Annotated in this window: 11 protein-coding genes; all 11 read right to left on the bottom strand. The window is 64.7% G+C overall.

Going from position 1 to position 12413, the window contains the following annotated elements; genetic code table 11:
• Nucleotides 1-5: 5 nt before the first annotated feature.
• On the bottom strand, nucleotides 6-689 hold the full coding sequence (locus E5P3_RS35005; protein ID WP_162590593.1) for a hypothetical protein: 684 nt from the start codon (nucleotides 687-689) through the stop codon (nucleotides 6-8).
• Between the two features lie 14 nt (nucleotides 690-703).
• Nucleotides 704-1750, bottom strand: coding sequence for a hypothetical protein (locus tag E5P3_RS35010; protein WP_162590594.1), 1047 nt, complete (start codon nucleotides 1748-1750; stop codon nucleotides 704-706).
• Nucleotides 1710-2924 carry a hypothetical protein gene (locus E5P3_RS35015; protein WP_162590595.1) on the bottom strand — a complete coding sequence of 405 codons (1215 nt, stop codon included), beginning with the start codon at nucleotides 2922-2924 and terminating at the stop codon, nucleotides 1710-1712. Before E5P3_RS35015 ends, E5P3_RS35010 begins: the two co-directional genes overlap by 41 nt.
• 179 nt (nucleotides 2925-3103) lie before the next feature.
• A complete protein-coding gene (locus E5P3_RS35020; RefSeq protein ID WP_162590596.1) occupies nucleotides 3104-6301 on the bottom strand; it encodes a type IV secretion system DNA-binding domain-containing protein in 3198 nt (1065 codons plus the stop codon).
• A gap of 62 nt (nucleotides 6302-6363) precedes the next feature.
• The gene (locus E5P3_RS35025; RefSeq protein ID WP_162590597.1) at nucleotides 6364-7122 is read right to left on the bottom strand and encodes a hypothetical protein; all 759 of its coding nucleotides are present in this window, start codon (nucleotides 7120-7122) and stop codon (nucleotides 6364-6366) included.
• Nucleotides 7123-7162: 40 nt separating this feature from the next.
• Nucleotides 7163-8230 carry a thioredoxin fold domain-containing protein gene (locus E5P3_RS35030; protein ID WP_162590598.1) on the bottom strand — a complete coding sequence of 356 codons (1068 nt, stop codon included), beginning with the start codon at nucleotides 8228-8230 and terminating at the stop codon, nucleotides 7163-7165.
• A 21-nt stretch (nucleotides 8231-8251) separates the two neighbouring features.
• Nucleotides 8252-9781, bottom strand: a complete 1530-nt coding sequence (locus E5P3_RS35035) for a secretion/conjugation apparatus DotM-related subunit (RefSeq protein WP_162590599.1) — start codon at nucleotides 9779-9781, stop codon at nucleotides 8252-8254.
• Nucleotides 9781-10278, bottom strand: a complete 498-nt coding sequence (locus E5P3_RS35040) for a lytic transglycosylase domain-containing protein (RefSeq protein ID WP_162590600.1) — start codon at nucleotides 10276-10278, stop codon at nucleotides 9781-9783. Before E5P3_RS35040 ends, E5P3_RS35035 begins: the two co-directional genes overlap by 1 nt.
• The gene (locus E5P3_RS35045; RefSeq protein WP_162590601.1) at nucleotides 10263-10832 is read right to left on the bottom strand and encodes a hypothetical protein; all 570 of its coding nucleotides are present in this window, start codon (nucleotides 10830-10832) and stop codon (nucleotides 10263-10265) included. The genes E5P3_RS35040 and E5P3_RS35045 overlap by 16 nt, the downstream gene beginning before the upstream one ends.
• A gap of 1 nt (nucleotide 10833) precedes the next feature.
• Nucleotides 10834-11259, bottom strand: coding sequence for a hypothetical protein (locus E5P3_RS35050; RefSeq protein ID WP_162590602.1), 426 nt, complete (start codon nucleotides 11257-11259; stop codon nucleotides 10834-10836).
• 143 nt (nucleotides 11260-11402) lie between these two features.
• The gene (locus E5P3_RS35055) at nucleotides 11403-12239 is read right to left on the bottom strand and encodes a bactofilin family protein (protein ID WP_162590603.1); all 837 of its coding nucleotides are present in this window, start codon (nucleotides 12237-12239) and stop codon (nucleotides 11403-11405) included.
• Between the last annotated feature and the right edge of the window lie 174 nt (nucleotides 12240-12413).

Genomic DNA, 12413 nt, shown 5'->3' on the forward strand with positions numbered 1-12413 from the left:
ATGCTCTACATCGCGACGTTGATCTTTGGGTCCTGGCGCACGGTCGCCTCGACGACCCGCTTCGGATCGGGGCGGAACGTGATGACGTTCAGGCGCGTCGCCACCGCATCGCGCTTGTCATTCTTCTCGGCAACGCGTACCACCGCGTGGTGGACGAACGCCTTCACGTAGGGCCGCTCGCGCATGAAGCGCCACACGGCCGAGGGGAACTGGATCAGCAGATGCTGCAGGCTGAGCGTCGACACCACGTTGAAGTCCTTCTTTGCGAGCCGGCCCTCCAGGTACGAAAGCACGATGTCCTTGACCTCCTGCTCGTAGTCGGCGCGAAGCCGCGTCGAGGTCAGAAGCCCCGAGTTGCGGACCATCTGTTCCGTTACCGAGGTCGTCGATTCTTTCAAGTGGTCGAATCCCATCCAGACGTCGACCTCGTACAGGAGCTTGCCTTCGTCGATCGCGGCCTTGGAAAAATAGATGCTCGCATCGGCGATCGCGCGGGTACCGTGGACAGCCCAAACGAATTCGTCCGGAAGATCCCGCGGATTGGTTCCCTCCAGGCCAACAAGCGTATCGCGGAAGTTGATGACGGACGGGCGACGGTCCGTCAGCAGGAAGGAGCGGAAGAACGTCGCGCCATTGGCACGACCGATGCGCTTCTCGTCGCGCTGTGGAAGAACAACTGGTTGCTTCATTTCGACTACACCAATCAGAGGGTAAGCGGGCGAATGGCCAGTGGCATTACCGAGTCACGGCGTGCTGCGCTACGACTCGATGCGCGGCCGCGCTTGCTGCGTGGGGCACCAGGCACAGGAGCGGGCGCCCGCGTCTCGAAGTCGCCACCACGAACGCGGTGCACGATGGTAGAAACGCGCTCAAGCGCCTCTCGGGGGTTCGGCATCGACATGAGCTTGCGCAGGAGCAGCTCGATCACCAGCCGCGCGCCGCTGCCTTCGGTTTTCTCCATCCAGCGGTAGGCGGTCGAGGACGAGCGATCGAACGCGGAGGTGTAGCGCTTCGAGAACTGCAACTCGACGTAGTTGCGATCGTCCTCGTCGCCCGGCATGCTGATCTGCTCGATCAGCGGGCCGTACATCACGCGGAACACCTCGTCCGCTTCGTACCGGCGCCACGGTGCAGGCGTAGGAACCTCGTCGTAGAGCCGGCAGAGCATCTCGACGTCGAAGGCGATGACCTTGCTCGAGCGCAACATCTTGGCGAAGGCGAAGCGGTTCTGCAGGCCGAGCGCCGCGCCGAACTCGGACGAGTTGAGGTCGAAGCGCTTGCACAGCGTGTCGACGTCGAGACCGGTGAGGGGCCGCTCCGACCACGGCTTGAGGAGATCGGCGTGATCGAGCTCCATGTCCTTCTTGATCGTCGGCACGCCAGGCCGCCCGAGCTTGCGCGCGAGCTTCTTCGCCGCCTTTGCTTCCTTGCGGGCGAGGCGCTCGGCCAGCTTTGCGGCTGCGCGCTCCTTCTTGCGCTGCTCGCGCGCTGCCTGCCGGTCCTTCTTGTCCTGCTCCTTCTGTAGGAGGCGCTCGGCGTTGCGTTGGGCCCGTTCGGCCTCACGGCTCTCGCGGCGCTCTTGACGCTCCAGGAGTTGCTTCTGGGAGGGGACGCGAGGCTTGCTCACGCGCTTCTTGGCCGTGCCTGGCGCAACGGGCTTCTTCACGGGGGGCGCCTTGGCCGCTGCCTTGGCCTCCGGCTTGGCCTTCTTAGCCGCGGGGGCGATCGTTTTCGTGTTCGTCTTGCTCATTGCTGCTCGAAACCTTTGTCAGTGCTTCTTTTAAGCTGGCCACCCGCTCTGGGCTCGGCTCGGAAGGTTCGATTTCCGAATCGGGATCGACATCGAGTGCCAGCTCGCGGCGCTCGGCCGGTGTCAGTGGCGCGGGCTCCTGGTCAACCCGCAGGGCAATCCTTGCCCTCCAGTCCGGCAGAGCCTCCTCGACCTTCGCGCCTGTGGCGATCTCCACGACGTCCAGACCCTGCTGCTTCGCGCTCAACAAGGACGATTCAATGGCGCGCTGCCGCTCTTCGGCCGTCTGATCGCAGGCGACCCGTTCGGCGTGCAGGCGACGGATTTCGGCGCCCGGGAGGCCTCCGAGGTCATTGCTCGCGAGCACCTGACCGAGCAGTTGGTCGGCGGGGATGTCACCCGTGGCAGCCAGCGCGACCAGCTGCGTCTTGATCTGCGCATCCAGATCCTGAGCTTTGGCCTTGGCCCGCGTCACCTCGGACACAAACTCTTCCAGCAGACCTATTGCCGCGATAACGGGCACCTTGCTTGGGTCTACCGCGTTGAGATCCGGAGCCTTCGCATGAAGGCGCTCCATTGCGCCCACGACCGTCTCCGCGCTAAGCGGAAGCTCGTCCGTGAGCTTGCTGGCGGAGAATCCGGCGGGGAAAGCCAGCTTCACTTTCTTGGTCAGGCCTGGGCCTGGCCATGGCGCGACCTCTTCGTCCTGGCCTAGATAGTCGTCCGGGACGAGTTCGCCGCTGTTCACCGGGGGGGCCTCGCTACTCGCGATAGCCGTTTCCGCCGCAACGGTTCCTGCCTGCGCCCGGTCGCGGGGGTCACCTCGGGCCGGCCCATCGACCAGGCGATTGACGTCCTTCGCGCCCGCTGCTCCCCTTCCCTGCCCGTCCGCCGGAGCACCAGATCCACTCCTCGGTCTTTCACGGAACGGCCGCGTGATCCAGCGAAAAAAATTGAGCAGCATCCGCATCAGGCCCTCAATGGCGGCGAAGGATCCGCGCCATAGCGTCTTTGCGGTTTCGCGGATGATCCGCGCGGCGTCTTCGAGCTTGAGCGAATCCCGCTTTGCCGCGGCGCCATGGATCAGGCCAGCCGACTCAACGCGCGCATTGCTGCCGGCCGCCTCGGCGATTGGAGTGGGTGCAAAAGGTGCGTCGTTGCTCAGGATGGTCATGGCGAAGTGCAGTTTCTTGGGTCAAAAGCATCAATCGGACTATGCGATCCGTTCGATTCAATTTTCCACGTAATAACTGCTTTACGAACATTTATATCGCAGCGACCAGATTGTAACCAGTAGGACTTAGCCCCTTTTCCCCCGGAAACGACACCCTCGACGCGAATATTTCACTTGCCTCACATGCCGCCCAGGCTCGCCAGGAAGTCGTCCACGCTCTGGTCCTTGCTGTCCGGGACCTCGTCGTCCTCAACGGGCGTCACCTGGGCCGCGACGATCCGCTCAGTAATCTGCGCTGCGCCCACCGGGTCGGGTCCGCCCAGCGCGGCCTCGACCGAAACCACCAGCTCGCGGGTTTTGTCGTTGAAGCCGATTGCGTCCGGGCCGACCTTCTTGAGCGTCGTCTCGGCACCGGCCAGCGCGTTCGTCACCCAGCCTGGGTTCTGTCCGAGTGTCGCCGAAGCTGTCCTAGCTGTCGCCTTTGGTACTACAACAATCTCCGCCGCATTATCAGCGGGAACCGTGGCCTTTCCCGACGCCCCACCACTGTTTCGTTCGTAAACGGACTCTCCCGTAGACAGGAGCGCGGCAATAGTGGCCTTCACCGCGGTCGAAAGGATGTCCGGCGCGAAGATGTCCGAAGCGGCCACGAGCGGCTCGCCGGAGAGGTCCCGTATGGCATTCGTCGCAGCTGGAGCCCCGCCCTCTCCGTCCAGCTCGGCGAACAGGGCCGCCGGATCGCCGGGGGCGGTAGTCGGTGACACCAGGGGTTGCGCCGGCGCGGCAGCGCTGCCTCCCAGCGTGCCGTCGATGAAGGCGTCCACGTCGATCGCACCTGGCGATGCGACTGCCGGCGACGCAGCGGGAGCGAGCGGTGCTTTAGCGGGCGCTGGCGCTGCAGCCTTTGCGGGCGCGACCGGGAATGCGGGCGGCGGCGCGCGGCGGGCGGGCGCTGCAACCTCCTCCACCGGCATGCGCTCGAAAATGGCGTCGTTCAGATAGGCGAACGGATCGTCGCTCACCTCCGGCGCGAGGGTGGGCGTGCTGGCTTCCGGCTCAGGCGCGGCAGCTGCGGGAGCTGCGTTCGGCTTGGTGAAGGACGCAAACTCGCCCGACGACGGCAGCCCCACGCTCTCGTCCGGGTCTCCAGCTGGCGCCGCTGAGCCAGCGCCTGGCTGGGCGGTGTTCCCCACGGCAGCATCCGTGAGCGGGCGATCGCCGCCCCCGAGCGAGCCCGCCGCGCCAGCTGCGGCACCCTTGATCAGCCCGAGATCCTCGGCAGCGCGACGAGCCGCCACGTACAGCGCCGCGCCGCGTTCGGCACCGGTGATGCTCGCCGGCAGGCCCTGCGCGACCATCGAGACACGCCCGATCAGCATGTCCTCCTCAACCTGCAGGTTGTGGCTGGTCTTGTAGGTGAGCAAGTCGATGAGTTTCAGGCCCTTGGAGACCTTGTCGTCGAGCGCCTCCGCCTTGATCGCGTTCGCCTCTACCTCCTGCATCGAGACCGGCCTCACCTGCAGGAAACGGTTGAGCCGAAACGACCGCATCTTGTACTTTTCAAGGTAGTCGCCCACGTAGAAGCCTGCGATGCCGAAGGTCTTGCCGCGCGTGTTGATCAGACCTTGCCCGGTCTTCATGCTCTGCATGTCGTCGATCGTGACACGCTCGACGGTCTCTACTGAGACGGCCATGTCGCGACGGAAGCCCCCCGCGTTGAGCGCGTATTGGTTGTAGACCGCTACGCGGGCCTTGCCCACGTAGTCGGAGATCAGCTTCTGCGTCTTCTGCGCATCGTCGATCCGCATGAAGTACTTGGCCACGGCGTTGGCTAACATCGCGCCCGCCTCGGAGGCGCGGCTTCCTTCGGTGAGCTTCTCGATGTCCTGGGCCGCCGCGATCATGCTCATGCCCAGGCTTCGGGCCTGCGCGAACATCACGGCGATGCCGTCTGAGAAGTAGTATCCCAGCTCGTCCAGCGCCACGAGGAACGGGTAGTTCGCCTCCGTCGCCTTCGATTCGAGCACCATCGCGCGGTCACCTTCGATGTCGGCGCCGAGGTTGCGGCCCATCATCACGCGCAGGCACGCGATCGCCAGCTTGCCCAGGTTCTCCGCTTCGGAGGCCGACTTCTCGAGCGACGGGATCATCATGACCAGCACGCGGTTGTTCAGCGCCACGTCGACCATGTCGATCTCGGAATACTTGGCCCGGAAGATGTGGCCGTAGGTCTTGTCCAGCAGGTTCAGCGCCGGCATTAGCTGGCCGATGCGGTAGCCGTGCTGGTCGTACGTGGCCTGGTCCTGCTCGGTCTTCTGCGCTGGCTTGCCAGCAGCTGACGCCGGCGCGCCGCGGCCGCCCAGGCCGCGATCGGTCGGCAGGCCCGTGCGACTGGCCGAGTTGGGATCAGGCGGTAGGTTGTACTTGGCTATCACGCGATCGACCATGAAGCCGGGGCAGCCTCCCGACTCGCAGTAGCTCTTGATGCCCACGAAGCCGTAGGACCACTCACCCTTCTCGATGTATTCCCGGTAGCCCTCGGCGTAGAGCTCCTCGACCTTGGGCAGGCCCATGTAGTCGATGTAGGTGCCCACAGAGATCTCGAAGCCCTGGGTGTCCCGCTTGTAGCAAAGCGCGGCCACGAGCGAACGCCAGAAGTTCAGCGCCTTCTCCTGCCAGCTCTTGCCGTCCCCTTCCGCCTTCGGCAGCAGGTTGGCACCCATCTGGATCTGCGTGTCGGCGTCCGAGTCGGAGAACGTGTTGATCATGTTCGTGCGCCGGCGGCGCGACGCGCGGATCTTCTCGGGGGAGCTGCCGCCAATCAGGAAGTTGAGCGCCAAGAAGTCATCGTCTGCGCCCAGCATCCGGCACATGGCCATGAGGTCCAGCGGCATCTTGTTGTCCGCCTTGCCGTCTGCCAGAAAGAAGCCCGAGCCCCAGCACAGCGCGTTGTAGAACATGCCCTTGAGGGTTTCGGATTTTCCCGAACCTGTCGATCCCAGGATCAGGAAGTGGGTGCGCAGGTCCGAGTCGGCCATCCACACCTCGCGGAAGTTCTCGTAGGGGTTGGTCGAGCGCACGTGCCCCACGTACATGATGCCGTCGCCTTCCTTGCCCTTCTCGTCCAGGCCGTCCGGCGGGTAGCGCAGCGGCAGGATCACGCGATAGCTCAGGTGCGTGAAGAGCAGGAAGAGGAAGGCCACCACGCACACGGGAAAGAGCGGCTTGATCGCGACCATCGTGATCACCACTGCCAGGACGTTGACGGCCAGGAACTCGGGCTTTGAGAGCTTCTCGGCGTACTTCTCACCCCAGCCACGCGTGTCGGCAATGTTGCGTGAGAGCTTGACTTCCTGGTGCTGTTCGATGAGAGCCATGAGGGTCCGGTTCAGCGCTGGCGCTGGACGTTTGAGAATGGGCTGGTTTGAGGGATCTGCGATCAGGACTTGGCGCCGGCGCCGGTAGGATCGGCCTCTTCGATTGCGGCCTGGCGCGCGGCGAACTCGAAACCGGCCACCTGCAGGCCGAGCACGGAACGGGGCGTCTCCTGCAGCATCTTTGTGATCTGCAGCGCCACACCCAGCGGGCCGACAATACCGACGCGCACCATGGCGGCCGACTGCTCGTCGCTGCCCTCCAGGATGTCAGCGGCGATCCGGCAGAGCACGTCGTTCGCCTCCTCCAGCGCCTTCGTGTCCGAGCCGGGGCCCGGTGCTTGCCGGTACTGTGGCCGGGCGATCCAGTTGCGCGTGCGGTCCAGCAGCGCGCTGGCATAGAGCACTCCGGGCCCATGCGCCTTCTCGACGTCCAAGAGGGCTGCCATCAGGGCGCCCATCACCCCGCGCACGAACTGCTCGCGCACCACGTTGTTCTTCGCCGTCAGTGTGGTGACCGGGGACACCGCGTTGTCAGGTGCTGCGATCTCCACCACGAGTGCTGAGATCGCCAGCGTGTCGCGCGACGCCAGCGCCTCGAGGACGCGCTCCACGCGCCGGGGATTGACCTTGGGCAGCAGAGCACCGCTGGACCACGCCCTGGCCGCCGCGCGCAGGCCGTCGTCAAAGGCTGCGACGCAATCTGCGACTGCTGGCGCGAGGGGTGGCGCGACTTCCTCAGGGGCCTGCCCCATATCTGGAGCTTGGCGACGCACCAGGCCGCGCATGCGAGCGAACAGACCATTGATGGAGGGAGCATTCATCTTGGGGGTCCCAATGGCCGTGGAGCGGGGCGCAGGCGGTTCAGCGCGCAGCGTCATCCTTGAGCCCGCCGTTCTCGGCGAGCCACTTGTTGATGTCGCCGAGCGAGCCAGAGCCGGCAATCACCTTGCCGGTCGCCGACACCAGGGTCGGGGTTCCGGTGAAGTTCAGGGCGACGAAGGCGCCATTCGCCTTCAGGACCTTGTCCTCGGCCCCGGCACACTTGCCGTCGCTCACCGCGTCACCGATGGGTGCGTAGCCGCCGATCGCCGCCGACCAGGCTGAGACAGTGTCCTTCGCGCACAGGACGTTCTTGACCAGCTCCTCCGAGCCGACCTTGAAGGAGACCGGCACGATCACCGGCACGAAGCGCGGGTCGATCTGCGACAGCTTCGGCTCTAGGTCCTTGCATGACGGGCAGTTCGGGTCGCTGAAGATGACGAAGGGCTGCCCGGACGGGCGCATCTGAATCCCCAGCTCGCGCGTCACGTTAGCGAGCACCTGCATCTCGGTCACCGAAAGCTTGTCGCCGAGGGTGCGGTCGCGCAGCTCCGGGGGAAGCTCGTCGGCCGGAGCGGTGTCACTCTTCGGCGCATTCACACCGTAATGCGTACCCGGCGGCAGATTCCCTGAGCTGCGCGTTTGGTACTGCGAGCACATTGTCACGAGCAGCACCAAGCCCATGAACATCAGGAACCATCGCACAAGCGTCAGCGCCGATCGCGCCAGCGCGCGAGGCGAGTTGACTCGCTCGATCAGACCCTTCCTCGCCCGCCCGAGGAGGTTCGGGACAAAGGCGTGGGCTTCGGCAGGACGGGTGAACTGCTCGACGATCTGGCGGTAGGCCGACAGCTCTGGCAGGCGGCCCGGCAGCGGGTGGACCTGCGACGACCAAAGGACCGACTCGTTGTAGTGGAGTGCCAGCTCGGAGGTCTGGCTGTTCCACCAGATCTTCCACACCTCGCCCGGGCGCGCTGCGGTCCAGATCACCACTGGATAAGCTCGATCGTGATCCAGGTTTCCGGCCTCGATGAAGCTGAAGGCCGATCCGGTCAGCGAAAGCGTAGGGACTGGGTTCGCCGCGCTCGGCTGCGTGTTGAGATCGTTCATGTGTTGCTCAAGGTTTGAGAATCAGAAATCGAGGCTGCCAGCTGCCGCGCCGGTACCGCCAGCTGCACCTGCTCGCCCAGCAGCCGCGGCCAGGGCCGCGTAGTCCGCCATGGACTCGCCTTTGCCCATCAGCGACTCAGCGCCGTCGCGAGACTTCGCGTTGAAGCGCTGTGCGGACTCCTCGCGCTCGCGACGTGCCTCGTCGTCGAACCGGGTATCCGCGTTGGCCACAGCGAGGGCCTCAGGCGGGGGCAGCGGAGGCGCCTGGAGCTTCACGTTGTTTGCGCGGCGCCACACCTGACCCTCGGCCCACCACTTGTCCTCGTCGTCGTCGGTTCCGTTCACGTAGTGATTCCAGGCGTCGACCATTGCCTCCTCGGCGGGCTGCACGACGATCTGCGGATGGCCCTGCGGGCTGACCGGTACCAGGCCCGCCTTGGCCGCCTTGCGCTCGAAGTCATACTGGCACCAGACGGCCGCCGATTCCGTGTGTGGAACCTTGCGCAGCACCGTGTTCAGCACGTAGAAGAGAATCCGGTCCTGGGGCTTGAGCCAGATCCATTGCCGGTGCGTCACCTTGCCCTGCCGCTTGGCCATAAAGAACAGGGCGTACAGGTAGGTGTATTCCCAGTGGTGCACGGCAAAGAGGTTCGCCGCCTTCTCGTGGGTGCGGTACTTGTCGAAGATCCACTGCGCCACGGTCAGGTTGGGCAGGCCCTCCGGGTGGCCCGTGCACGAGTAGTTGAGCTCGTTCATCGCGCGCTCGTAGTCCTTCTTGCCTTCCTTGCCACCGAAGGCGTGCGCGACCAGCAGCGCGTACATGACCTTGCCCGTCGGGCTCATGCGATCGGGGTAGACCACCTTCTTGCCGCGGTCGTGCAGCACGGAAACCAGCTGGATGCCAAGCATGTGGCTCCTGAGCCGGTTCGTGCCCTTGATGAGCTTGGGTTCGCCCTGAAAGTACAAGCGGATCTGCTCGAGGTTGACCTTGTTGTCCGTCAAGAGCGGCTTGCCGTTGATCTTGTGCTTCATGAGCACCTCCTCCGGCCAGACCTGCCGGCGCCACTTGGGAAGCTGGTCGAGGATCAGCTGGGAGCCCAGGTGCATGACCGGGACGACGCCGGAGAAGCGCCGCGACAGGATCTGCGTAAGCGACTCGGGGTTCGGCTTACGGGCCAGCTTGTTGCCTTTGCGCGTGAAGGTCCAGGCGACCAGGCCGGCCATGAGGGCGGCGGTCAGAACGACGAGCGGCAAGAGCGCCATGTCGATGTAGCGCAGGAAGTCAAAGATCGAGACGTCCTTCGGCCGCGCGCGGAATGCATCGTGCAGGTAGCTGATGCGCCCCCACGTGACGCCGCCACCGGGCACCAGGTTGTAGAGCCACGCGACCGCCCTGAACACGGGCGTGAAGTAGTAGACGATGCGGTTTGAGCCTGTGAACCAGAGAGCGGCGCCCAGGATCACGACGACCAACCCCATGCCCAGAACCATCTGGATGGCTTGACCCTCGGCGCTGGCTGCGTTTGACGTTGCAGTGTTTCCCTTGGCCATCAGAAGGCTCCTCGCTGCAAGATCCCGAGGTGCGCATCCCACACGCGGGCGATGTACTTCTGCTGCAGCTCAGCCGAGTTGGGCGAGTGGTAGCGCGCCGCGGCGCACCACAGGTTGCCCTTGCACTGCGTGGCCAGCGACTCCTTGCGCAGGATGTACGATTGGGCCATCAGGGCCTGGCAGTTGTCGTTAAGCAGCCGCTCCGGCGCGATGCCGTAGTTCTTCATCAGGTGCGGAGCCCACCACTTCGTGTTGATCTGCGCGATCCCGAGGTCGCAGCCGCCGGCGGCGTTGTCGCAGTTGACGGCCTGCTTGCCGCGCGACTCCCATTTGACGATGGCCAGTAGCAGCATCGCGGGCACGTCGTAGCGATTGGCGGCCGCCTGAACACAATCCGCGGGCAGTTGCGGAGGAAGCACCACCTTGACCTGATGGGTCTGGGCGGGCTGGCCCATGCCGAGCGAGCCGGCCAGCACGGTGATCAGCAGAAAATCCATCGGAAGAAGTTCGGCTGAACGAGAAACGTCTTGAAGTTGATGAGCGCGCGCTGGGTGTACTGGTATTCGACCAGCGCCCAGCGGAAGGTGGTCGCAATGCCCACTGCGAGGACCGTCAGGCTCGTGGGGATCAGCAGGAATGCGATCCACATTGGCACCGTGAAGATCATGAAACAGACCATGGCGAAGGCGATGATGGTCATCGCGATCGAGCCGTACTTGGCCCGGCGCGCAGCGGTGATCTGGCTGGCGTGGTGGGCGGGGCTCCAGTCCATCACGCGGTAAAGGAATTCGAAACGCTCCGATGGGTCCGTCGGCAGTTCGTGCTCGGAGCCATCCTTCAGGATGACGGTCTTGATCGGAAGCTTCGACTCGTTGAGCAGGCGCTGGCGCGTCTCGCGCGCGGCCTCCCATGCTTCGCTCAGGTTCTGCCTAGAGCGGCCGAGCTGGCCGACAGCCAGGCCCACGCCCTTGGGAACCAGCGCGCTGTTCGCGACTTTTGCGGCCCGACGCAACTTCGTTTGCGAGTTCGCGCCACTGTGGTTTTCGGTCATATCAGCTTCCGTTCGACGACGTCGAGCCGCCCTGGTTGTCCAACTCGAGCGCGAGACGGAAGCGCTCAAGGGGTCCCGGCTGATACAGCGAGTTGTAGCCCACGGCGCGAGTCATCGCGGTGGCATATCGCCTTACCTTGGGCATAAGGCCCCCCACGGTTTCAGCGTTCTCGGCGAACCACTTGACGACCACCCGCAGGTGCTCGCCGTGTAGCTTCGACACGAGCTGGCGATCCACCTCCAAGGCATGGCGCGCGATCACGATCGAAGGCGTTGAGTCCAGCCACCGCAGCAACTTCGCGGCGCAATCCTTCTGCTGCTCGGCAGTAAGCGGCCCTCGCTGGCGGGTGACGTCGTCGCCAAAGACGACCTTCGCCAGCTTGCTGTCGAAAGTGCCCTTGGGCATGCTTGAGAGGGGGGTCGTCATCGGCGGTACGTCGATCTCGGGAGGTGTCAGTTCGTTGGGGTGCCATGGCGGGAAGTTGATCGGCCGTGTGACTGCAACTCGGCTCCAGGACGCCGGCTTGACCCTCACGCAACGGCTGCGGAAGGGTCAAGCCGTGCACGGCATCAGCCAGCGAAGGCGCGGATGGCCTCGCCCGCGCCGTCCACTTCGTCAGCTTCATCGCTGGCGGAATCTGCAACCGGGGGAACGAGCGCGAACGATACGCGGGGAGCGGGAGCCGGTGCTGCCGGAGCGCTCACAGGGGCCATTGCAGCGGGCTCTGCAGCAACTGCGGCCTCAGGGTGCGCAGCGGCCGGTGTCTGCTCGTCGTTGATTGCCGGGACGATCGCAGCAGCCGCCGCCGGACGAGCCTGGGAAGCGCTTGCGCGGGCAGGCGCGTTGAACGGACGCGCCGCACGTGCAAGCTCGATGGCGGCGCGGCGTTCCTTCGCGCGATCGAGTTCCTTGCTCAGAAGCGAGTCGATGCGTTCGGTGACCTCGCCCGATGCAATCATGCCCATCTGAGCACTCATGAAGCCGCCGCGCTCGTAGTTCATGCAGCCTGCGGCCACGGTCACCTCGCTGGCGGTGATGCGCGAGGTGCCGTGCACCACCAGGTTCGCAGCCAGGATCTCGCCCTCCGGCGCGTCGATGACGCCATGGACCTCCAGGTGCGAGGCAAAAATGGAACCAAGCACGATGCCCGACTCGGCGACGACGACCTTGCCGCCATGGAAAACGTTGCCCACTACGCAGCCCTCGATGTGAAGGTCCTGGCCTTCGGCGATGCTGAGGTCGCCGATGAAGTTGGATTCGGTCCCGATCACGGTAGGGGACGACGCGCCCTTGGCAAGGAATGCGGGGATATCTGCCCGCTCGCTCGTGGCGCTGGACGTGCTGCTGATGTTGCTCATACTCAAACCCTCGTTGGAACTGTTTAACCCGTAATATGATATCGGCACGAATTTCTAATGGTCAATGAGAGTGCCATCAACTGCAGCGCACGTGACGCGCATTCGAGACGAAGCGTCTCCCGAGTAGGTAGAAAGATGTCCATCGCAAGCCATGCCCTCCTGATCGGAACCGTCCTGCACCCTCCTGCCGGAAAGGACCGGCCGCTGCAGCCGTCGCTCTCG

The organism is Variovorax sp. RA8 (assembly GCF_901827175.1).
Taxonomy (GTDB): Bacteria; Pseudomonadota; Gammaproteobacteria; order Burkholderiales; family Burkholderiaceae_C; genus Variovorax.